The organism is Fretibacter rubidus (assembly GCF_041429785.1).
Taxonomy (GTDB): Bacteria; Pseudomonadota; Alphaproteobacteria; order Caulobacterales; family Maricaulaceae; genus Fretibacter; species Fretibacter rubidus.
On the sequence record NZ_CP163423.1, the window covers coordinates 1,134,130 to 1,154,703 of the forward strand.

Consider the following 20,574-nt stretch of genomic DNA (forward strand, 5'->3'; position numbering starts at 1 on the left):
TATTTCCCCTAGATGGCCCATTGCTCTTAATACGAAATTAAATTCGAATTGCAACCCATAGTAAAAATTAAAATTTCAGATCATTACATTATTTTATCTAACCCATTTAACCACAAGAAAGAACATTCGCTGACGTCCGCTTCGCCCCCTTAGGGACTACGCTGGCGTGTAATAAGTCGGTGAACCTGGGCCGACGGGAAGGCCGAGGCCAAATGTCCAGAGCACGAAAAAGCTAATCCATAAGAGAAGAAAGAAGATGGTATAGGGCAGCATCATGGCGATGAGCCCGCCCACGCCGAGGTCTTTGTCATATCGTAGCGCCCAAGCAAAGATGAGCCCGAAATAGCTCATCATTGGGGTGATGATATTGGTCGAGCTATCCCCAATGCCGTAGAAGGAGGCAAGAGCGGAAAGTCAAGCTTTGCAATCAGCAGCGTGTATCCTATCGACCGTTGGCTTAGCAAATAGGCGGTATTCTGACGAAATTGTTATCTTGAAATCCGATATACTTTTCGCGTTCAATTGCGGTAAAATAACATACGAGCCCTTGGCACAACCCTCGCTCCCATGCCATTAACCGTAAAATTTGATTCATCAGGACACGCCATGCCCCGTATTAAACCTTGCTCCCAAACCTGCGACATGACCCGTAATTTGGCTTTGGCCTTGGCGCTATGCGTCATCGCGCCCACCACTCTCACGGGCTGTGCGACGGCGGCTTATAATATCCAAGAACGGTTCGGGATAGAAAAGCGCGATATCCTCGTGAGCCGTGTCGAGAGTGTGGTGAAATCACAGACAGAGGCCAAGGAAGAATTTGCCGATGCGCTGGAGGCGTTTCGCGCGGTTGTGGCAGTGGACGCGGGAGAGCTTGAGACGGTCTATGATGATCTGTCCCGCGCCCATGACCGCGCCAAAGGCCAAGCGGGGGAGGTGCGTGACCGTGTCAGCTCCGTAAAGCGCGTGGCCGAGGATTTGTTCAATGAATGGGAACGAGAGCTGGGCGCTTATTCCGATGCGGGTCTGCGCCGCTCATCAGAGCGTCAGCTACGCGATACACAGCAGAAATACGCCGCCCTCACGGATAAGATGGACGCAGCGACCGCGTCAATGGACCCTGTGCTTGCCGTGTTTAACGACCGTGTTTTATACTTAAAGCATAACCTCAATGCGCGCGCGATTTCGGCACTGGGGAATGAGACAACCGATATAGAGAGCGATGTCGCACGTTTGATCGCCGAAATGGAGCGCTCCATTTCTGCCGCTGACGCCTTTATCAAGGACATGAACGGGGTTTAGGCTCGCGGCCTAGAGCGCCTGATTAGGTTCAGGGCAGGTGAGGTCAAAGCTGGGCTGATTGGCGACAGCAAATGTCTTTAGGTTTCGGATATGCGTCGCGGCTGAATTGGCATCATAGAGCATATTCACACAGCCCAGCGTTTGTTTCGTATCGCCGTCAATAATCGCAGCAAAACCCGTGACACCAAGCCAGCTATTATATTGCGGGACAATGTTACGGTCGAAGGCTTTATGCGCGCCAATCTCTGACAGGCCTGGGTTGGAAATATCAATTTCTAAATATTCAATGCCAGGATCACGAAGCTGGTTTAAGGCCTTTGCAAGGTTGGGCTCGACGACTTTACACGGCGCGCACCAATCGGCTTTGAACATCACGACATAGATATCGGGTGCGCGTTGCATCTGTGCATGAGCGCCCATAGAGACGGTCGAAAGAGTAAGTGCGGCCAAGGCAATTTTGGTTTTGGAGAACAGTGTCATGATATTTGGTCCGTATTTTTTATATCTATAGCAAATCCGTCTTAACGCGGACTGAATAGGCCCGCACCCAACAATCACAGCGATATCCATCACAGAGTTGTGAGCAAAAAAAAGCCCGGTAGACATTATCTACCGGGCGAAACTCATTGTCTAATATATCAGACTAACGTTTAGGCTAGAGGCCTGGGTCAACGTTGAAGGCTGGTGGGCATTCCGTCACGGCGCGTGTCGATGCGTTTGACATATAGGCTTTACCAGCGGCTTTTGCGCTCATTTTACCGATTTCCCGGGCCATTGTGCCAGCGTCGATATTGGCGTTAACACAGCCAAGAACGCGCTTTGATTTGGCATCCACAACAGCGGCGAAACCAGGCAGGCCAACCCATTTGTTAAAGACAGGCACGATATCGCGGTCAAACGCTTCGTGAGCTGATTTTTCCCAACGGGCCGCTGTTGATGTGTCGATTGTGACCTCTTCAACATTGGCGCCGGCCATAGCAATGGCAGAAGCCAACTGGCTGTCGAGTGTTTGGCTGCTAGCATCTGTATCAGCGCGGAACTTCACGACATAAACGTCAGGTGAGCTGGCAAATGCGGTTGAGCTGAAAGCAGCAGCGATAAGTGTTGCGCCGAAAAGGGTACGTAATTTTGTCATTTTTAAATCCTTAGATCTCTTGGAGTTTCAAACTATTATTATTTTTGTTCTATGCCCCACCTTGTAGCGGTGATTGGTTTATAAATTACAAAAACCGCGTTAGGATATTATTGACTATGCAGGGTGTCCGCCTGAAAATAACGCCTAAGCTATTGAAATATAATATATTATTTTTTTCAAAAAATATGCAGAAGCCCCCATTAGGTAAATTTTGTGTTTACAACGGGCCTTGTGAATGGCCCGAATTTAAGCGCTTATTAAGGATCTGATTACAGCGTGTTAATGTCTTGAAAAGGTAACCGGGCTTTGAATAGCCGCTTGGTTCAGCTTGATTAACAGCGACTAATAGTTGTAGGCCTAATGCATTGACTGTTTTGGGGGATATATGTCGCGTTTTAATCAGGTTTTCGTTTCACTCATCGCCACTGGATTTGCTGTTACGGGACTGGCAGCGTGCGGCGGGGGTGGTAAACTGAACTTTGAGACTGCCGAGACGGCTGTAAAAAGCTATGAGCGCGCTACTAAAGACCTGACAATTGCGCAACGCGATACATTCAACCGCAACCTCATGCTTTTAGCTGAACAGGCCGAGGCCCCTGATGAGACGTTGTCGATGTCGGATTGGACATCAGCAGTGAGCACAGGCGAAACGTTGGATAGGTTTATGACGCCGGATGAACTCAACTCGGGTTACGGCAATCACATCTTAGCCTCTGGGGCTGCGTCCAATGGATTGTCGGTGGGTGAGGTTAATAAAAAAGCCGCCGCGATTGAAAGCAATATTTTGTCGGCCCACCGCAAGGCCATAACGCAGGCCATGAAAGACCTTCCCAAAATCAAAGCGCAGCTGAATGAGGATAAAGACATCCATGTCGATAACTTCCAAGCGGCCGCCAAGGCCTTGACATCTCAATCGCGCAAAACACGCAAATATAAGGTGGCGCCTGATGCTGTGGATTTCGCCTCAAGCACTCGCACCCTGGCCTATATGACCATTGGCATGACTAACCCACACCGTGATCCGATCCAAAGCGCAAGGCTTGTCGCGATAATTACCTATAAAAATCATGTGCAGCGGTTTTATAATGTTGGCTTTATTGAGACTTTAGCGCCGCGCGAACGCGCGCAGATGGAGGTAAGGCTCAGTACCGCGCCGCAACTGTTCCTTGATAAAAGCGGTGTGCCGCTGCCCGAAGATACAGAGGTGTCCAAGGATGCCAAGGACTATGACGTCAAAGTCTATCCTCTTCATATTGAGACGCGCTCTGATGATGGGGAGATTGAAAGCTATAATTACGACATTGATGACGCACAGCACCTCATATTGAGGGCTCACCCGCAATACATCGCCTCATGCGATATGTCTCTGGAAGAGCTTGTGGTGCGGGAGGCCTATTTCGAGCAGCAACTCGACCTTATAAAAAAAGCGGGCGACATCACTAAAGTCGTGCCCAATTTACCGCGAGAGCCCAGATCTCGCTGCATTTAGGCCGTTTCACGCCTCTTTAATCTTAACAAAGCCGCAAGCATTCCCGCGATAACATAAGCTGAATTTGGGAAAGGTCATTCAAGGGTTGGGATAGTAAAGGTCGGTTACCGTGCATTGTGGGCGCAGTATCATATATCTGATTATAACTTTGCTGTGGTTTCCAACCGTTGCAGTTGCGCAATCGACTCTGGTTTATAGTGATGATTTCGAGGCTGGCGCTTCGGGCTGGTCTAACAACAGCACTGATTTTGACCCTGACGTCACGCAGTTTTTAGGCCGTTTTGATAATTCCCCCAACGCCACCAGTCGCAGCTTCACCCTGCCGCCCAGCACAGGCCGTGTCGAAATCGTGTTTGATTTTTACCGTTTTGATAGTTGGGATAATACCGCCCAATGGGGATTTGACCGTTTCCAAGTCGATGTCGACGGCACGCAAATATTCTCACTACCATTCGCGGCTACGCAAGCGGCGCGCTCGGGAACAACGGGTTCGGTGGATTGGTCGCATAGCCCGCTTGGCCCGACGACAGAACTTGCGTTTGGCACAGGGCAGTTTTGGTTTGATCAACTCCACCGCGTTACACTCACCGTGAATAATCCAGGGTCAACGCTGGCGCTGACCTTGCGCGCGGCCCTTAATCAGGGCGGCAATGACGAATCCGGTGGATTTGATAACATTAGTATTACAGCCTTTCCTATCTTGCCGGATTTGGACATCACAAAGACGGTCGAAATGGCAAGCGGCGCAGGCGCGCTTGATTATGCCGTTCCGGGGGCCGATGTGATCTACCGTTTTGATTTGACGAATATAGGCGGCGCGGTTGACGCGGGTACTGTGCGTATCAGCGATAAAATTCCCGATAATCTCGTGCTGTTTACGGGTAATTATGACGGCAGCGGAAACGCTGTTGCCTTTAATGATGCCAGTGCGCCGGCCTCTGGCCTATTGTGTTGCGCAGGCGGGACGGTTCAATTCTCAGATACCACATCAGGCGCGCCTGTTTACGGATATACCCCCAACGGCGGCTATGACCCCGCCGTGACCTATATTCAAATCGCGCCCAGCGGCACATTGCGCGACGGGCAAACCACGCCTGTCGATGTTGATTTCAGCTTTCGCGCGCGGATTGACTAGGGTCGTCTAGCCAAACACACGATCAAAAATCGTCTGCACATGTTTGGTGTGATATTCATCATCAAACATCGACCGGATTTGCGAATCGGACAGGTGCTCAGTCACATCTTTGTCGGACAAGAGAAGGTTTAAAAACGCGCCTTCGCCCGCATTGCCGCCTGTGCGGAACATCTCCCACACTTTCATGGCGTTGCGCTGCACAAGGCGGTAGCTGTCTTCGCGCGATACGCCCGCTTGGGTCAGGGCCAGCAGGAAGCGCTGACTATTATGAAGCCCGCCCAGACGGTTCATATTATCCGCCATTTTATCAGGATAGATAACCAGATTTTCAATCACGCCCGCCAAGCGGTGCAGCGCAAAATCAAGATGCACAGTGCTGTCGGGGCCAATGCCGCGCTCCACAGAGCTATGTGAAATATCCCGCTCATGCCATAGCGCGACGTTTTCCATCGCGGGCATGACCGCCATACGCACAAGACGCGCTAGACCCGTTAGGTTTTCGGTTAGGACTGGATTGCGTTTATGCGGCATGGCCGAACTACCCTTTTGACCCTTGGAGAAAAATTCTTCAGCTTCTAGGACCTCGGTCCGTTGCAGATGACGGATTTCCACGGCGATATTTTCAATCGAGCTGGCAATCACGCCGAGCGTCGCAAAGAACGCGGCGTGACGGTCGCGGGGAATAACTTGGGAGGATACGGGCTCAACGGCGAGGTTCATTTTCTCGGCAACATGGTGTTCCACTGACGGGTCGATATTGGCAAATGTGCCAATGGCCCCTGATATGGCGCAGACCGCGATCTCTTTACGGGCCGTCACAAGGCGTTCACGACCACGGGCGAACTCTGCGTAAAACCGCGCGAGCTTGACGCCCATCGTGGTTGGTTCGGCGTGAATGCCGTGGGAGCGTCCAATGGTGATGGAATATTTATGCTCTTCTGCGCGCGACTTTAGTGCGGCGAGGACGCGGTCCATCCCAACAAGCAGCAAGTCAGTGGCGCGCGCCATCTGCACAGATAATGTCGTGTCTAGGATATCGGAGCTGGTGAAGCCTTGGTGCACAAAGCGACTGTCATCACCAATAAATTCAGCCAGATGGGTTAGGAACGCAATAACGTCATGTTTGACCTCGCGTTCAATTTCGTCAATGCGGGCCACGTCAAATTCTGCATTTCCGCCTTTGTCCCAAATATTTTTGGCGGCCTCTTGCGGAATAACACCAAGCGCGGCGAGAGCGTCGCAGCCATGCGCCTCAATTTCAAACCAGATACGGTATTTACTGGCGGCTGACCAAATCTCGGTCATTTCCTTACGGGCATAGCGTTCTATCATGAGACTCACCTTTATATAACAATGGCCGCCTTAGACAAAAGGCGGCCACAAAGGTCAAGAGGTAAGGTGATTTTGGCGTCTAAGCTGGGGATTAGGGCGCGTCTTTACGCGCCTTCATTCCGACTTTGCGCGGCCGCCCAATCACGCGGTAGAACTTTGGCTGCGATGAAAAAGCTAATCGCGGAGAGTACAAGCGCAAAGGTGCAAATCGTAATGGCCAAACGTATGGCGTGCACTTGGCCGTGAGCCTCCTTAAAGGCATCAGCGAGGAAACCAACCGCTGTTGGCCCGCCGCCCAGCGCGATAAGGTTCAAGATCAAAAAGAACAGCGCCGTGGACATGGCCCGCATGTTAATAGGGGCCAATGTCTGGGCGATCGCAAAGCTTGGCCCTAAATACATGCCAAGGAAGAACAACAATATCGCCCCGAAAACAAGGTGCAACGCGGTGCTGGGTACCCAAAAGGCGGCAATCACCAGCGGGATACAAATCAGAATAGAGACAGCCGGCACAAGCGCGTAATAAGACACAGATTTACCCGCGAGCTTTTGGGCCAAGGCCCCGCCAAAAAATGTTCCGCCGCCGTAAAAAATCATATTCGCAAGGGCGAGGATATACATCATTTTTTGAAAACCGAACGGATTTTCCTGCGATCCGTCAAAGGGCAGGAGGTAATCAATCTGCCAAGCTGATACGGCGTAACCCACGAAAGAGGCCAGCGCGATACCAAAGCACATAGCCCACCAGGACGGGATAGACAAAAGCGTTTTAAGCGCCGTTTTAAACGGAATTTCTATGGCGTCTTTCTTGGCTTTTTCTTGTGCGCCGCGCACAGGTTCACGCACTAGGATGCGCGTGATAACAGCAAGCGCAATCCCGCTTGCCCCGAGGATAATCAGCAGGTTACGCCAGTCAAAATCACTCCCTGGGTTACCCAGCGCGTAGCCAGCGACAAAATAAGCAAAGCCAAGCCCCAGCGGAATACCCAGCGCGTAAATCGCTAGCGCGCCAGAGCGTTCATCTTTGTTATACATATCAGAGATAATGGAATGTGACGGCGGAGACCCACCCGCTTCGCCAATGCCGACACCCATACGCGCCAGACCAATAGACAAGAAGCTATTGGCTATACCCGTTAACGCAGTAAAGCCGCTCCAGACGGCCAAAGAAATACAGACGATATTGGTGCGGTTATAACGGTCGGCGAGCCACGCAATTGGGATGCCGACGACTGTGTAAAACAGCGCAAAAAGAAATCCCTTTAGAAGACCCATTTGCGAATTGGACAGCCCCAAATCTTCCATAATGAAGGGTGATAAAATCCCAATAATCTGACGGTCAATAAAATTAAAGGCGTATATTAACGTCAGCAGTAAAAGAACCATCGTGCGGTAGCGCTTGCTTGGATGGGCGGTATTGGCCGTCAATTCGCTCATAAGAAATCCCCATTATGTTTTTCCTGACAAGAGGCGAAAACAGGCGAGGCGTCAATGAAAATCGACTAACAAATGTGTTATGATATGCGGGGGTGGTAGGCCTAAGTCGTCGTGATTGGCGCTATATCAACCTCACCCTACATCAGACCCAGCGTTTTAAAGCTGGCGATATTATCGCGGCCAATAATGAGGTGGTCATGCACGGCGATGCCCACACCTTTGCAGACCTTTGTAATGTCTTCGGTCATGGTGATGTCTGCCGCGCTGGGTGTCGGGTCGCCTGATGGGTGGTTATGGGCGAGTATCAGCGCCGTCGCCTCCAGCTCTAGCGCGCGTTTGATGATCTCTCGCGGGTAGACGGGGGCGCGGTCAACCGTGCCTTGGCCCATAACTTCATCGGCGATCAAGCGGTTTTTCCGGTCAAGGAACAGGACACGAAATTGCTCGACGCGTTCAAATTGCATGGCAGAGCGGCAGTAATCCAAAAGCGCGCTCCAGCTTGATAATATCGGACGGTGCATAACGCTCTCTCGTCCCAATTTAGTCGCGGCGGCTTGCAAGATTTTAAGTTCCAGCGCGGTGGCGTCTGATACAAATTTGACTTCGGTTAAGCGCGGGATAGGCGCGGCAATCACCTCGGCAAAGCTCCCGAATTTGGCAATCAGCTCTTTGGCGATGGGTTTAACGTCGCGGCGCGGAATAGAGCGAAACAAGCAAAGCTCTAGCAGTTCATAATCAGCGAGGGCATTGATGCCGCCTTGCTTGAACCGTGCGCGCAGGCGGTCACGATGGCCGTGGTAATGGGGTTTGGGGGCGGCTACTTTCGCGGCAGGCTTTTTGGGTACAGTTTGGGGCGCGAGCGTTTCAGGGCTGACAGTTTTAGACGCAGGAGCTTTTGATGCAGTCTGAGCAGACGGCGTTTTTGCCGTAGCCGAGTTTTTATCACTGGTCTTTTGGGACGCTGACGCATCGCTCAGCTTCGTAGCAGTACGAGGCGAGATTTGTTCTAGGGCGGCGGCAATCATACGCTCGGCTGGGCCGTCGCTTATGTTTTTGTTTTTGGGCTCATCCCCCGACAAGCGGCTTACACCTGATAAGGGGGCTTATGCAGCCCCTTGGGGCTAAGCGTGAAAATCTCGCAACCGTCTTTGGTTACGCCAATCGAATGTTCAAATTGCGCGGATAATTTGCGGTCTTTGGTCACGGCCGTCCAACCGTCAGGTTTTATCTTCACATGCGGCTTGCCCAAGTTCAGCATCGGCTCCACGGTAAAGAACATGCCCTCGCGTAGCGTCTCGCCTTGGCCCGGACGCCCAAAGTGTAGGATATTAGGGGCGTCGTGGAACAAACGGCCAAGACCGTGGCCGCAAAAATCCTGGACAACTGACATGCGCTCGCCCTCGGCAAAGCTCTGGATGGCGTGGCCAATATCACCCGTCGTATTGCCGGGTTTCACTGCGGCCAAGCCCAGCATCAAGCTATCATAGGTCACATCGATGAGGCGGCGCGCAAAGGGCTTAATCTCGCCAATCGGATACATGCGCGATGTATCACCGTGCCAGCCGTCCACAATTAGGGTCACGTCAATATTGACAATATCGCCATTTTTCAGGCGCTTTTCATTAGGAATACCGTGGCAAATAACCTCGTTCACCGATGTGCAGACTGTGTGCTGATAGCCGCGGTAACCCAGACATGCAGGCACAGCGCCGTTATCCATGGCAAATTCAAAACACGCCTTGTCAATGTCTAAAGTCGTTGTGCCGGGCTTCACCATAGGCACAAGCATATCGAGGCATTCCGCCGCCAAACGCCCTGCCTTGCGCATGCCTTCAAAATCGGCCTTGCTGTGGAGTTTTATCGCGCCGTCACGAATGTCGTCAGCGTCTTCTGCATTAATATAATTCATGCCCCGCTATAACAGGGGCGGCGGGCTTAGGCTAGGCTCTTTTGCGGCTAGAAATTGTGAGTTGCGCCTTTGAGCGGGGGCGGGCAAAGAGGCCCCATGGAAACAAATAGCAATACAGTCACAGCGGGCGTTATCCTTATCGGGGATGAGCTTTTGTCGGGGCGAACACAAGATACTAATTTAGGCACCATCGCGCGGTGGCTAGAGCCCATGGGCGTGCAAGTCGGCGAAGCGCGGATTGTGGCCGATGACGGAGATGTTATCACCCAAACCGTGCGTGATTTCTCGGCGCGGTTTGATTATGTCTTTACCACAGGCGGCATTGGCCCGACCCATGACGACATCACCGCCGATTGTATCGCGGGGGCCTTTGACGTTGGTATATCAGAGCGCGCAGACGCGATTAAGGCTCTGCGAGAGCGCTACAGCCTTCAGGAGCTTAACGCCGCCCGCCGCCGTATGGCGCGCATTCCCGACGGGGCCAGCTTGATTAAAAACCCTGTGTCGCAAGCCCCGGGTTTTCAAACGGGCAATGTGTTCACTATGGCCGGTGTGCCGTCCATCATGCGGGGCATGTTGCCCGATATTGAACACCGCATCAAAGGCGGCGCGACAGTGTTCTCACGCAGTGTCACCGCGTCAGGCATAGGCGAGGGCGACGCCGCCGCACCATTAGCCGAGATTGAAGCCAAATACGACGGTGTCAGCCTCGGCAGCTATCCGTTTTTCAACGCAGAGCTGCGCGGCGTTACATTCGTCGCCCGCGGGAGGGATGAGGCGATGTTAGATAAGGTCGAGACAGAGCTGGACGCATTGGTTGCGGCGCTTACTGAGACGTCATAGATTTTCGATATGACACTAAAGTGGATAAAAGGACGGCAAGGAACAGGATATGACAAGCTTCCGCTTATAATCTCGCGACGGTTTAAATTTGATAGCTATATCCTGCGTTTTCCAGTCGGCACGTCTATTCCCACACATAAAGACCCTGTCGCTCTTGGTCGTCATTTCAGGTTAAATATTATTTTAAAACGGCCAAAGTCTGGCGGCGAATTTAAATGCGAGCAAACCATCATAGATTGGCCCCGTGTAAAGCTCTTTCGGCCTGACAAATACGCCCATTGCGTGTCCGAAGTTTCTGGAAGTAACCGATACGTTCTAAGCGTTGGTTGGTTGCGACCGGAATTGCCCTAGTAATGCTCCGCTCTATCCTCCTCACCACCCTTGCCATGGTGGCGTTTGCCGCCAATTCCGTGCTGGCGCGGGCGGCTTTGGTGGGCACAGATATAAACGCGGTCAGCTATACACTCCTGCGGCTCGTTGCGGCGGCTGTGATCTTGGTCGCGATTATGGCTTTGCGCAGCAGGCCTGCGGATTGGCGGGCGTCTTTGCGGGTCGAGCCTTTATCGGCATTGATGCTTTTTGGCTATGCGCTCGCGTTTTCGCTGGCTTATTTACGGCTCGAGACGGGGATGGGGGCGTTGATATTGTTTGGGGTGGTGCAACTGACCATGATTGGGCGCGGTGTTATGATTGGCGAGCGTATGGGCGTTGTGGCGTGGGTCGGTGTGGTCACGGCCTGTGCGGCCTTTGTTTATCTCGTCCTGCCAATTTCTACCATCTTGGGAGGCGCGGATGATTTAACCGCACCAGACATAATTGGCGCGGCATTGATGGCGGTGTCGGGGGTGTGTTGGGGTGTTTATTCGTTACTGGGGCGCGGGGCAGGGGATCCGTTGTCTCGCACAGCCCGCAACTTTGTCTGGTCTGTGCCTTTGGGCGCTGCGGCGATGGGGGGCTATCTCGCCCTGGGGAAAGCCGCATCCGTGCCGATGGACGGCATAATGTTTGCTGTGGCGTCTGGCGCGATTACATCAGGTGTTGGCTACGTCATATGGTATGCCGCCCTGCGCGGCTTATCGGCCACGCAAGGCGGGATTGTTCAGCTTTCTGTGCCGGTTATTGCCGCGCTGGGTGGGGTGGCCTTCGTGTCAGAACCCCTAACACTACGTCTCACCCTATCTGTGGTGCTTATCCTCGGCGGTATCGCGTTCACGATGGTGCCGAGGCGCTAACACTACTCCGCGTTAGGTTCGCTTTGGCTTTGGATGTAATTCTGGATACCCATCAATTTAATTTGATCTTGTTGGGTTTCCAGGAAATCGAGGTGATCTTCTTCGCTCGTTAAGATTTTGGCGAACAGGTCGCGCGTCACATAATCGCGCACGCTCTCGCAATGCTCGACGGCGTCACGGAGTAGGGGAATGGCGATATGTTCAATCTTGAGGTCACATTCGATGATTTCTTCAACCGTTTCACCGATGAACAATTTGCCGAGGTCTTGTAGGTTGGGTAGGCCGCCCAAGAATAAAATCCGCTCGATGAGCCAATCCGCGTGGTTCATCTCATCAATGGACTCTTCATATTCCTTTTTCGCCAGCTTGCTCACGCCCCAATCTTTGAGCATGCGGTAGTGCAAGAAATATTGATTAATAGCCGTGAGCTCATTTTTCAGGGCTTTGTTCAAAAATTCGATAGTTTTGGGGTTCTCACGCATGTGATGCTCCGTCATTCATGGGTGTCATGCCAACATAGGCCCAACATGTAGTGTTATAACGCCTAACGCGCTTCGTTGGATTTAGCGAGTAAAAAAGAAAAAACCGTTATTATTCAGCGGCTTGCAAGAGAGAGGCATTCTCAATCGCATTCAAAGTATTTAGGCGGTCTTGGATAGAGCTAACGCATTGACCGCAATTAAATTTTTTGCCGTGGTGGCGCAACACACAGGCAGGTTTACGTGCCCCACAGGCCGCAGCCGTGTCCAGTTTTTGCGTATTAATGTTGTTGCACACACAATGTATCATGGTTTTCATATGCGCTAGTTGCAAATGAGTGTCAACTACTTTGCGAGCAATTCGCAGGTGCATGTGCAATTATTTTGACGAAGGTCAAAATTGGGGGCAAGAGGAAGGGGGTGTCCCGCGATTTAAGCCACATCCCTCGCGCAGGTGAGGGTCTTGTGCTTAAAAAAACCACCCACATTTATCGAGTTTGGCCCCAAGTCGCCAAAGACCTCCTCGTCATGAGGGATGGGGGACTGAAATTTAGAGCCTAAACGCTAAAACTCGTCCCGCAGCCGCAGCCCGCTGTGGCGTTTGGGTTGGTGATTTTAAACGCGGATCCGATGAGCTCTTGCGTGTAATCAATCTCTGAGCCGGATAAAAACTCAAGGCTCATCTCGTCAATCACGACTTTCGCGCCGTCACGTTCAATCACAATATCGTCGTCATTGGGCGCATCAGCGAAATCAAATTTATACTGAAAGCCCGAACAGCCGCCGCCCTCAACCGCGACCCGCATAAAACGGTCCACGCCTTGCTTAGCCATAATCGCCTTAATCTGGCGTGCTGCGTTTTGGGATAGGGATACATCTGTCATAGGGTGGATATAGGGGCCAATGGAGGCGAAGGGAAGGGGTTGGGGTAATCGTAATGCTGTAGTCTGGCTCACTTACAAGGTAGTCTGGCCTAGTTACAAGAATGACAAGCGGTTGCCTTCGCACAAAGTAAACGCATTATAAAACCCGCGCTCGTAACAATCTACATAAGCGTCGATGATGAAAAGGCTTGGCGGAAAACTATGGTCTATATACGGGGAGATTTCGCGCATTTTTGGCAGGGCATCTTTGTAATAATCGGGCATTGGTAAGTTCGCTAGGCGCATACGCAGTGCTTTGAGCTTATCAAAATCACGTTCCAGAAAGGCTAATGCTGCATGGTCCATGTAATCCTCACCCATGTCATCGTCTGATAGAGGCCGTTCATGTTTGGTGATCGCTTCTTTTAAGAGCGTTATTGCGGTGTCATTTTGCCCGCTTACCCCGCGTAAATATGCCTCTGCTGATATGAGTCTCTCGGTATTATTGTCTGGGTTTAAATCTCTATACTGATTAAGCGCGCGAGCGGCGCGTTTCGCACAGCGTTTCGACGTAACATAGCGTGCTGAACCAGAGTAATAGCGTTCAGCACTTTCTAAATCTAAGTAGAGTGTTTGGGAAAAGTCATCACGGCAATCCAAGTCTTTACTTATCGCTTCATCTTGACCCGCTTGAGCTGCAATAACGCTGCCAAAGCCAAAGCTGGCAATCATAAAAGTTCCGATAATTTTATGCATGAAGAATCCCGCGCTAAATAAACTTACGGATGCAAAAGTAGTGTTACAGGTTTTAAAATTCCCTAAATTAAACGGTTAACAGGCGCTTAGCGCTACTCCCTACTTAATCTCAATCACGTCGTCATTGGTGCGAATTTGAAACTCTGGCTTAAACCGCTCAATTTTGCTTTTGGGTTTGGCTGTGGGGTTTTTGATGGCGATACTGTCTTTAATGGCTTCAAACTCTTGGTCGTTTGGGCTCTCCCCATCGCTCAGTTGGGTATCAAGGCCCAGCAAGCGCATATCCGTGTCTGTTAGTTGGGGGGTCGTAGTGTTTTGCATATTTGGTAGCACAGTCGGTGCAGGCTGTGCGCTGCCGCGTGAAAATGGGCTGGGGTCTGCCGTCACAGCAGACGTGATCTCAAAATCTTGAAATTGGTCAAGCACTGATGCGGCGGGTGCTGTCGGTGTGGCCGCATCTTGCGCAAAGCTTGGCGTACAGAGGGCAAAGCCGACTAACGCCGCTGCGGCGACTTTGATAATTGTGCTGCGCATAATCTGCCCTTCAAACGCTATTAGCTCCCCTAACTGGTAAGCATAGAGGTGATGCTATTCAACACACAAATCTTTAATCTTGGAACAACAAGAGAGCTTTCAAATCCCCCCTCGCAATGGCGTGTCTTTTCCGTTACACACGCCCCAAATCACCTTATTTGGGCAGGGTATCATGGTAAAATTTTCACCGGTGCGGGGGCGTGCAGATTACGCATCTGACCCCAATAAAGCGCGCGGGCGGCGTATCGCTCAGCCCTCTGGCAGTGAACGCAGCCCCTTTCAGCGCGACAAAGACCGCATCATCCACAGCAGCGCCTTTCGCCGCCTAAAAGGCAAGACCCAAGTCTTTGTCGCCCATGAAGGCGATTATTACCGCACCCGCCTGACGCATAGCTTGGAAGTCGCGCAAATCGGGCGGTCTATCGCGCGGGTGTTGGGGCTGGATGAGGATTTGGCGGAATGCTTGTGCCTTGGCCATGACCTTGGTCACCCACCCTTTGGCCACTCGGGCGAAGACGCGCTGGCGGCGGGCATGGCGCCCTTTGGCGGGTTTGACCATAACGCTCAGACATTGCGCATCGTCGAGCATTTGGAAGGCCGCTACGCTGAATTTGACGGGCTGAACCTGACGTGGGAAACGCTAGAGGGGATTGCCAAACATAATGGCCCGCTGGTGACGGACAAACAAGGTGTCGAGGACTTGCCGTGGGCCATTCGCGCGCTCGCAGATTGGGAAGCGCTGGAGCTTCACACATTTGCGGGGCCAGAGGCGCAGGTCGCCGCCATTGCCGATGACATTGCCTATAATAATCACGATATTGACGATGGTCTGCGGGCGGGATTGTTTAGCGTGAGCGATATCTGTGAGGTGCCGTTGGTCGGGGAGGCGTTCGCCGATGTCCGCCGCCGTTATCCTGACCTATCAGAGGACCGCATGATACACGAAGCCGTGCGAGACTTGATCGGAATCATGGTTGCCGATGTGCTGGCCGAAACGCGTAAACGATTGGCGGCGGCAGACCCAAAATCAGCAGATGATATCCGCGCGCTGGATCATGCGGTCGTCGGATTTTCAGACAGCTTTCGCGCGAAAGAAGCCCCGCTGCGCAAGTTCCTGTTCGAGAATATGTACCGTCATTACAAGGTCAACCGCATGATGGGGCAGGCGGCCCGTGTTGTGCGTGAATTGTTTGATTTATTCCTCACAGATCCGACCATATTGCCAACTGACTTACGCAATCGCTGCGACGGGCCCAATACGGCAGTGACGGCGCGGATTGTCTGTGATTATATTGCCGGTATGACCGATGCCTACGCGATATCAGAGCACCGCAAACTGTTTTCTGTGACAGGATATTTACCGAGCTAGCGCGGCTGCGCTTATGGCGCGACATTAAGATTGCCTTAACCTTTATCAGCGCAAATTTTAGCCCTCATAATAGCGGTGTTTAACCACAGCTCTGGCCTTATAATGGCCACCTAAACCGCCTATTGTTCTATCACGCGCGAATCGGTTCATAAGCGCAAGACTTCAAAGGTGCTGGCCATGACGACAAGCCAAAATGACAATTCTGGATACGATTCACCGCCAAGCGGAGGTGGACCGAACGGCTATGACGGTGACGAACCGCTCGTGCCATTTGATGTGCGTGACCATACGGGGCGGCGGTCTATCTATGTGCTGACGGCCTTTATCGTCGGTTTGCTGCTGCTCGCGCTATTGGTCTTTTTTATCTATCAGCCCGGCACGCGCGACCGCGACAGCGCGCCAATCGTGGCCGCCGATGATGTGCCGTTTAAAGTCACACCTGAAAATCCTGGCGGTGCGCAGACCCCCGACCAAGACAAAGCCGTTTACGACGTTATGGCGGGGAATGACGTGAACGAGACCGTCACCCCAGCGCCAGCGTCTGAACGTCCCGTAGAAATGCCGAAAACCGCTAATATTGAGGTCGCCGCGCCCAAGCCCGTGACAGAGGCACCTAAAGTGACGACCCCTGCGCCAATCGCAACCCGTCCCGCGCCCCAAGCCTCTACAAGACCTGCACCAGCCCCTGTTGCGACGGGCGGTAGTGATTACGTTGTGCAAATCGCCTCGCTACGTAATCGTGCTGATGCCGTGGATTTGTGGAATACGGTCTCTGGTAAGTTTTCCAATGTCCTGCCCAGCGGTCTTTATTCAGACATTAAACAAGTCGATTTGGGTGATAAGGGCATCTATTACCGTCTGCGCGTGGCAGGCATGGCTGACCAAGCGGCGGCCAAACGCCTGTGTGATCAGTTTAAAGCACGCGGCCAAGCCTGTATCGTGGCGCGGAAGTAAATCATGAGCATGGCGAGCATATTTGGCCTGGCGGGGCCAAAATTAACCGCAGGCGAACGCGCGTTCTTCCGCGATGCCTCGCCCTGGGGCTTTATCCTCTTTGCGCGCAATATTGAAACGCCCGCCCAAGTCGCGCGGCTGTGCGCGGATATTCGCGACACAGTTGGGCGGCACGCCATGATTTTTATCGACCAAGAAGGCGGCCGTGTACGCCGTATGCGTCCGCCCTATTGGCGCGATTATCCCGCCGCTGCTGTGCTGGCCGATATTTACCGTAACAATAAATCCGACGGCTTAATGGCGTGTTATCTGCATCACCGACTGATGGCGGATGATTTGCGCACGGCGGGCCTTAATGCGGATTGCGCCCCTGTGCTGGATTTGCCCGTGGACGGCGCTGACCCCATCATATCAGACCGCGCCTTTGGCAATAGCACAGCCTCTATTATCGATATGGCCCATGCCGCTATGGCGGGCCTTATGGTGGGCGGGGTTGCGCCTGTGATTAAACATATCCCCGGTCATGGCCGCGCCACAGTCGACAGCCATAAGGCGCTGCCGCGTATCACGGAGCCAGAGCTGCAACTCCGCCTGACAGACTTTATGCCCTTCACCGCACTGTCTGATGCGCCTATGGCGATGACCGCCCATGCGGTATTTGACTGTGTGGATGACACAGTCCCGCTGACTTTATCAACGGCGGCGATTGACCATATTGTACGCGGCGTCATCGGCTTTGACGGGCTTTTGATGTCTGATGATTTGGATATGAAGGCGCTGTCTGGCGGCTTGACGGCCAAGACGGAACGCGCGCTGGCGGCAGGATGCGATATTGCGCTGCAATGCTCTGGCGTATTGCCGGCGATGGTAAAAGTTGCCAAAGGGGCAAAGACCTTAACGGGTGACGCGCGCCGCCGTGCCGACATTGCCGATTATAGCGCGCTTTATGCCGATGAATTTGACCGCACCTCAGCGGAAATCGCCTTTGACGCGCTGCTTATTCAATATGGTCACCAGCAGGTTTCAGTCTAATGGCGGATGATTTCCAAGAGGATCTGGATTTTGAAGCCGCAGACGATGCGGCGGATGTCGGCGAAGGCTTGCTGCTCGATATTGACGGCTATGAAGGGCCGCTGCATTTATTGCTAGAATTAGCCCGTAAACAAAAGGTCGATTTGGCACGGATTTCAATCCTCGATCTGGCCGAACAATATCTGGCCTTTATCAAGACAGCAGAAAACCTACGGATTGAGCTGGCGGCGGATTACCTCGTCATGGCGTCTTGGTTGGCCTATTTGAAATCGCGCCTGATTTTGCCCAAAGAGGGTAAAGACGAAGACCTCCCCGAAGAAGATGAATTGGCCGCGCATTTGGCCTTTCGTCTGCAACGCTTGGCCGCGATGCGACGCGCCGCAGATGCTCTATTTCGCCTGCCAATCACAGGGATTGCCACCCAAGTGCGTGGTATGCCAGAGGGGCTACGCTCTCGCACGACGCCGTTATTTGAGGCCGAGCTGTTTGATATTCTAAAAGCTTACGGCGAGAGCCGCTCCAAAGCGACCATCCGTAATCACAAGCTTCCTAAGCCCAAAGTCATGAGCCTAGAGGATGCGCGTGCGCGTCTTCGCCGTGCCATGCTGTCCAGCCTCTCTAGCGGTATGGACAGCGATGGTTGGCAATCGCTCAACGCGCTGATGCCAGCCGCCAGTGATGTAGAGGAGGGCGTCCCTGTCAATTCCATTAAGGCTAGCTCGCTCCTCGCGGGATTAGAGCTTGCCAAAGAGGGCGAGCTAGAGCTGCGCCAAACCAAAACTTTCGCGCCAATTTATGTGCGCGCTGCCACACGAAAGACAAGCGAGTAATATGTCTGATAGTAAAAAAGACCGGGTCGAAACCGCCGCCGTCGGCATTGAAGACGGCGTGGTGAGCATCACAGAGCGCTTGCGCCAAAAAGGTGACGGCGACGCTGTCGACCGCGAGCTTCGCTTGTTGGAGGCGCTGTTATTTGCGGCAAGTGAGCCAATTGATGTGGAAACCCTGCGCGACCGTATGGGCGAAGATACCGATGTCGGCGCTTTGCTCGCACGACTAACGCGCGATTATGCGGGGCGGGGTATTAATTTGGTCACCGTTGGCGGACGCTGGCGTTTCCAAACCGCGCCTGATTTGGCGGGGCATTTGGTGGACGTCAAAGAAGCCCCGCGCAAGCTCTCGCGTGCCGCTTTAGAGACACTTGCGATTATCGCTTACCATCAACCCGTCACCCGCGCCGAGATCGAAGACGTGCGCGGTGTGGCTGTGTCCAAAGGCACGATTGATGTGCTGATGGAACTGGGTTGGGTGCGTCTGCGCGGACGTCGCCGCACACCGGGTCGGCCTGTCACTTACGGCACGTCGGACGGATTTTTAGCGCATTTTAATCTGGAGCAAATCTCTGATTTGCCCGGTCGCGAAGACCTTAAAGCCGCTGGCCTGCTTGATCCGCGCTTGCCCAAAGATTTCGAAATGCCAAGCCCCATGGAAATGGACGACCTGCGTATCGACGAAGACCCGCTAGAGGATGATGACGACCAACCTGAATTTTTCGAGGACTTTATTGGGGATGAAGAAGGCGATGATTAGGGGCTAAATTTCGGTCTGTCTTTTAATTGATTGTCATTCCGCCGCGGCAAAGCAGCCTAGAATTCATGTTATTGTTTCACGGCTATTTTTAAACTTTGTTTTGCGTAGGCCCTGCCCGATATGGTTTCCAGGTGGACTGCGTCCACGTCGGAATGACAATATTTGTCGCGGGTATCTATGCGATGAGCATTCGTCCTGACGCAATGATGACACATGGATCACCGAGACAGGCTCGGTGATGACGGACTGCTTTGACCCTGCTTTTTCTTCGCTAAAATTGGAATAATGATGGTTGCTTACCACTTATTGCTATCAAACTTTCGCGATACACTCAGCCCAGCAAACAGGCCGTTTTTCGACCCGTCTGATGCGTTTAAAATCGGGCTATCTTCCGCCTCATCTGTGAACCAGCGGTAGGAGCCGATGAGGCTTATGGCGTATTGGTCCTTTATTTCGACCCAGCTGACAATGCCGAGCGAGTAGCCGTAAATGCCAGCACCCGCGTCATAAGTAGTGAGGCCAGAGCTGGCGGCTTGAGCATTTGTGACGCTAAAGAAGCTGTCATTATGCGCGCCGCTGCCCCAACTGACCGTAGCGGAGGGCTGAATGGCAAAATTACCAACGCGGTAAAACGTACCGATAGAGGCATCCACGGTCAGCCCGTCATGGCCACCTGCGAAGTCTTGGGCCGCGTCAAGGCGCAGGCCAACAGGGCCAATTGTCGTGCGGATGTAACCGCCTGCCAAAATACTGGCGTCAACATCGTCAAATCCGATCAAATTGACGCTATCAGAGCTGTCGCGACCGCGTTGATAGGAGACAGTTGGTCCTGCGCGGAGCGACCATTTGCCAAAGCCTTCGCCAGTGCCCGCCTCAATCGCGCGGTAGGACAGCGCCGTGCCGAACAGGTCAAAACCTTTGATGTTTTCAAAGCTAAGATAGGGCAGGGCTGTCACTGTCTCATTCGCCGCGCCTAAGTAGTCTGAGGATAGTAACGCTGTCGCCCCAATATAGCCCGTGCCCGCTGTGTCGCTGGGCATGGGGTCTGCGATTTGGGCAAACGCTGGCGCGCTCGCAAAGCTTAAGATGGTGGTGGTAAAAATGATACGAAACATGACGGCTCCCCTATGTCTGTATTTTGCATAAGCAGAGCGGCCATCACGCACTAGTCACGTTCGCGCGAGAAT

At 52.8% G+C, this 20,574-nt stretch carries 23 protein-coding genes and 1 pseudogene; 11 read left to right on the forward strand and 13 right to left on the reverse strand.

From position 1 onward, the window contains the following. Positions 1-156: 156 nt before the first annotated feature. Positions 157-393: pseudogene (locus AB6B37_RS05435) on the reverse strand (AbgT family transporter); the annotation flags it as partial. Between the two features lie 213 nt (positions 394-606). Between AB6B37_RS05435 and AB6B37_RS05440 the strand changes: the two are divergent. Continuing rightward, a complete protein-coding gene (locus tag AB6B37_RS05440; protein WP_371397880.1) occupies positions 607-1,299 on the forward strand; it encodes a DUF2959 domain-containing protein in 693 nt (230 codons plus the stop codon). A gap of 9 nt (positions 1,300-1,308) precedes the next feature. Here AB6B37_RS05440 and AB6B37_RS05445 read toward each other — a convergent pair whose 3' ends face one another. Both AB6B37_RS05445 and AB6B37_RS05450 read right to left on the reverse strand, forming a co-directional pair. Next, positions 1,309-1,779 (reverse strand): thioredoxin family protein, encoded by a 471-nt coding sequence (locus AB6B37_RS05445; RefSeq protein WP_371397881.1) that lies wholly within the window; start codon positions 1,777-1,779, stop codon positions 1,309-1,311. 175 nt (positions 1,780-1,954) lie between these two features. Beyond that, a complete protein-coding gene (locus AB6B37_RS05450) occupies positions 1,955-2,434 on the reverse strand; it encodes a hypothetical protein (RefSeq protein ID WP_371397882.1) in 480 nt (159 codons plus the stop codon). 385 nt (positions 2,435-2,819) lie between these two features. On the opposite strand from AB6B37_RS05450, the gene AB6B37_RS05455 reads away from it, so the two are divergent. Both AB6B37_RS05455 and AB6B37_RS05460 read left to right on the forward strand, forming a co-directional pair. Further along, entirely contained in the window at positions 2,820-3,923 is a 1,104-nt protein-coding gene (locus tag AB6B37_RS05455; protein WP_371397883.1) for a hypothetical protein, read from the forward strand. A gap of 148 nt (positions 3,924-4,071) precedes the next feature. Then, positions 4,072-5,058: a hypothetical protein gene (locus AB6B37_RS05460; RefSeq protein WP_371397884.1), complete on the forward strand. Its 987-nt coding sequence runs from the start codon at positions 4,072-4,074 to the stop codon at positions 5,056-5,058. Positions 5,059-5,064: 6 nt separating this feature from the next. On the opposite strand, the gene purB is transcribed toward AB6B37_RS05460, so the two are convergent. The 4 genes from purB to map form a co-directional block, all read right to left on the reverse strand. Next, entirely contained in the window at positions 5,065-6,390 is a 1,326-nt protein-coding gene (gene purB, locus AB6B37_RS05465) for an adenylosuccinate lyase (RefSeq protein ID WP_371397885.1), read from the reverse strand. A 104-nt stretch (positions 6,391-6,494) separates the two neighbouring features. After that, a complete protein-coding gene (locus AB6B37_RS05470; RefSeq protein ID WP_371397886.1) occupies positions 6,495-7,826 on the reverse strand; it encodes a spinster family MFS transporter in 1,332 nt (443 codons plus the stop codon). A 137-nt stretch (positions 7,827-7,963) separates the two neighbouring features. Beyond that, a complete protein-coding gene (radC, locus tag AB6B37_RS05475) occupies positions 7,964-8,851 on the reverse strand; it encodes a DNA repair protein RadC (RefSeq protein WP_371397887.1) in 888 nt (295 codons plus the stop codon). Positions 8,852-8,910: 59 nt separating this feature from the next. Further along, entirely contained in the window at positions 8,911-9,735 is an 825-nt protein-coding gene (gene map / locus AB6B37_RS05480) for a type I methionyl aminopeptidase (RefSeq protein ID WP_371397888.1), read from the reverse strand. 96 nt (positions 9,736-9,831) lie between these two features. Between map and AB6B37_RS05485 the strand changes: the two genes are divergently transcribed. Genes AB6B37_RS05485 through AB6B37_RS05495 form a run of 3 tightly spaced genes read left to right on the forward strand, consistent with a single transcriptional unit; the run spans position 9,832 to position 11,810 of the window. Then, a complete protein-coding gene (locus tag AB6B37_RS05485; protein ID WP_371397889.1) occupies positions 9,832-10,578 on the forward strand; it encodes a competence/damage-inducible protein A in 747 nt (248 codons plus the stop codon). A gap of 9 nt (positions 10,579-10,587) precedes the next feature. Further along, complete coding sequence (locus AB6B37_RS05490; RefSeq protein WP_371397890.1) at positions 10,588-10,929, forward strand: 2OG-Fe(II) oxygenase; 342 nt, start codon at positions 10,588-10,590, stop codon at positions 10,927-10,929. Positions 10,930-10,931: 2 nt separating this feature from the next. Continuing rightward, positions 10,932-11,810, forward strand: coding sequence for a DMT family transporter (locus tag AB6B37_RS05495; RefSeq protein WP_371397891.1), 879 nt, complete (start codon positions 10,932-10,934; stop codon positions 11,808-11,810). Between the two features lie 2 nt (positions 11,811-11,812). Here the strand turns inward: AB6B37_RS05495 and bfr are convergent, their stop codons facing one another. The 5 genes from bfr to AB6B37_RS05520 form a co-directional block, all read right to left on the reverse strand. Beyond that, a complete protein-coding gene (gene bfr / locus AB6B37_RS05500; protein WP_371397892.1) occupies positions 11,813-12,292 on the reverse strand; it encodes a bacterioferritin in 480 nt (159 codons plus the stop codon). A 109-nt stretch (positions 12,293-12,401) separates the two neighbouring features. Continuing rightward, positions 12,402-12,587: a hypothetical protein gene (locus tag AB6B37_RS05505; protein ID WP_371397893.1), complete on the reverse strand. Its 186-nt coding sequence runs from the start codon at positions 12,585-12,587 to the stop codon at positions 12,402-12,404. A 259-nt stretch (positions 12,588-12,846) separates the two neighbouring features. After that, positions 12,847-13,173, reverse strand: a complete 327-nt coding sequence (gene erpA / locus AB6B37_RS05510; RefSeq protein WP_371398415.1) for an iron-sulfur cluster insertion protein ErpA — start codon at positions 13,171-13,173, stop codon at positions 12,847-12,849. Positions 13,174-13,266: 93 nt separating this feature from the next. After that, the gene (locus AB6B37_RS05515) at positions 13,267-13,908 is read right to left on the reverse strand and encodes a hypothetical protein (protein WP_371397894.1); all 642 of its coding nucleotides are present in this window, start codon (positions 13,906-13,908) and stop codon (positions 13,267-13,269) included. Positions 13,909-14,007: 99 nt separating this feature from the next. Further along, entirely contained in the window at positions 14,008-14,442 is a 435-nt protein-coding gene (locus tag AB6B37_RS05520) for a hypothetical protein (protein WP_371397895.1), read from the reverse strand. Positions 14,443-14,614: 172 nt separating this feature from the next. Between AB6B37_RS05520 and AB6B37_RS05525 the strand changes: the two genes are divergently transcribed. The 5 genes from AB6B37_RS05525 (at position 14,615) to scpB (ending at position 19,387) form a co-directional block, all read left to right on the forward strand. Further along, a complete protein-coding gene (locus tag AB6B37_RS05525; protein WP_371397896.1) occupies positions 14,615-15,811 on the forward strand; it encodes a deoxyguanosinetriphosphate triphosphohydrolase in 1,197 nt (398 codons plus the stop codon). A gap of 177 nt (positions 15,812-15,988) precedes the next feature. Continuing rightward, positions 15,989-16,765: an SPOR domain-containing protein gene (locus tag AB6B37_RS05530; protein ID WP_371397897.1), complete on the forward strand. Its 777-nt coding sequence runs from the start codon at positions 15,989-15,991 to the stop codon at positions 16,763-16,765. Positions 16,766-16,768: 3 nt separating this feature from the next. Further along, positions 16,769-17,797, forward strand: a complete 1,029-nt coding sequence (nagZ, locus tag AB6B37_RS05535) for a beta-N-acetylhexosaminidase (RefSeq protein WP_371397898.1) — start codon at positions 16,769-16,771, stop codon at positions 17,795-17,797. Beyond that, entirely contained in the window at positions 17,797-18,627 is an 831-nt protein-coding gene (locus AB6B37_RS05540; protein ID WP_371397899.1) for a ScpA family protein, read from the forward strand. Before nagZ ends, AB6B37_RS05540 begins: the two co-directional genes overlap by 1 nt. A gap of 1 nt (position 18,628) precedes the next feature. Next, positions 18,629-19,387, forward strand: coding sequence for an SMC-Scp complex subunit ScpB (scpB, locus tag AB6B37_RS05545; RefSeq protein WP_371397900.1), 759 nt, complete (start codon positions 18,629-18,631; stop codon positions 19,385-19,387). 296 nt (positions 19,388-19,683) lie between these two features. Here the strand turns inward: scpB and AB6B37_RS05550 are convergent, their stop codons facing one another. Next, positions 19,684-20,502 carry a MipA/OmpV family protein gene (locus AB6B37_RS05550; RefSeq protein WP_371397901.1) on the reverse strand — a complete coding sequence of 273 codons (819 nt, stop codon included), beginning with the start codon at positions 20,500-20,502 and terminating at the stop codon, positions 19,684-19,686. Positions 20,503-20,574: the final 72 nt, after the last annotated feature.

Bases quoted from the DNA above. Each gene is read 5' to 3' on its own strand.
- AB6B37_RS05440 (WP_371397880.1), top strand. From the start codon at position 607: ATGCCCCGTATTAAACCTTGCTCCCAAACCTGCGACATGACCCGTAAT.
- AB6B37_RS05445 (WP_371397881.1), bottom strand. From the start codon at position 1,779: ATGACACTGTTCTCCAAAACCAAAATTGCCTTGGCCGCACTTACTCTT.
- AB6B37_RS05450 (WP_371397882.1), bottom strand. From the start codon at position 2,434: ATGACAAAATTACGTACCCTTTTCGGCGCAACACTTATCGCTGCTGCT.
- AB6B37_RS05455 (WP_371397883.1), top strand. From the start codon at position 2,820: ATGTCGCGTTTTAATCAGGTTTTCGTTTCACTCATCGCCACTGGATTT.
- purB (WP_371397885.1), bottom strand. From the start codon at position 6,390: ATGATAGAACGCTATGCCCGTAAGGAAATGACCGAGATTTGGTCAGCC.
- AB6B37_RS05470 (WP_371397886.1), bottom strand. From the start codon at position 7,826: ATGAGCGAATTGACGGCCAATACCGCCCATCCAAGCAAGCGCTACCGC.
- radC (WP_371397887.1), bottom strand. From the start codon at position 8,851: ATGATTGCCGCCGCCCTAGAACAAATCTCGCCTCGTACTGCTACGAAG.
- map (WP_371397888.1), bottom strand. From the start codon at position 9,735: ATGAATTATATTAATGCAGAAGACGCTGACGACATTCGTGACGGCGCG.
- AB6B37_RS05485 (WP_371397889.1), top strand. From the start codon at position 9,832: ATGGAAACAAATAGCAATACAGTCACAGCGGGCGTTATCCTTATCGGG.
- AB6B37_RS05490 (WP_371397890.1), top strand. From the start codon at position 10,588: ATGACACTAAAGTGGATAAAAGGACGGCAAGGAACAGGATATGACAAG.
- AB6B37_RS05495 (WP_371397891.1), top strand. From the start codon at position 10,932: ATGCTCCGCTCTATCCTCCTCACCACCCTTGCCATGGTGGCGTTTGCC.
- bfr (WP_371397892.1), bottom strand. From the start codon at position 12,292: ATGCGTGAGAACCCCAAAACTATCGAATTTTTGAACAAAGCCCTGAAA.
- erpA (WP_371398415.1), bottom strand. From the start codon at position 13,173: ATGACAGATGTATCCCTATCCCAAAACGCAGCACGCCAGATTAAGGCG.
- AB6B37_RS05515 (WP_371397894.1), bottom strand. From the start codon at position 13,908: ATGCATAAAATTATCGGAACTTTTATGATTGCCAGCTTTGGCTTTGGC.
- AB6B37_RS05520 (WP_371397895.1), bottom strand. From the start codon at position 14,442: ATGCGCAGCACAATTATCAAAGTCGCCGCAGCGGCGTTAGTCGGCTTT.
- AB6B37_RS05525 (WP_371397896.1), top strand. From the start codon at position 14,615: ATGGTAAAATTTTCACCGGTGCGGGGGCGTGCAGATTACGCATCTGAC.
- AB6B37_RS05530 (WP_371397897.1), top strand. From the start codon at position 15,989: ATGACGACAAGCCAAAATGACAATTCTGGATACGATTCACCGCCAAGC.
- nagZ (WP_371397898.1), top strand. From the start codon at position 16,769: ATGAGCATGGCGAGCATATTTGGCCTGGCGGGGCCAAAATTAACCGCA.
- AB6B37_RS05540 (WP_371397899.1), top strand. From the start codon at position 17,797: ATGGCGGATGATTTCCAAGAGGATCTGGATTTTGAAGCCGCAGACGAT.
- scpB (WP_371397900.1), top strand. From the start codon at position 18,629: ATGTCTGATAGTAAAAAAGACCGGGTCGAAACCGCCGCCGTCGGCATT.
- AB6B37_RS05550 (WP_371397901.1), bottom strand. From the start codon at position 20,502: ATGTTTCGTATCATTTTTACCACCACCATCTTAAGCTTTGCGAGCGCG.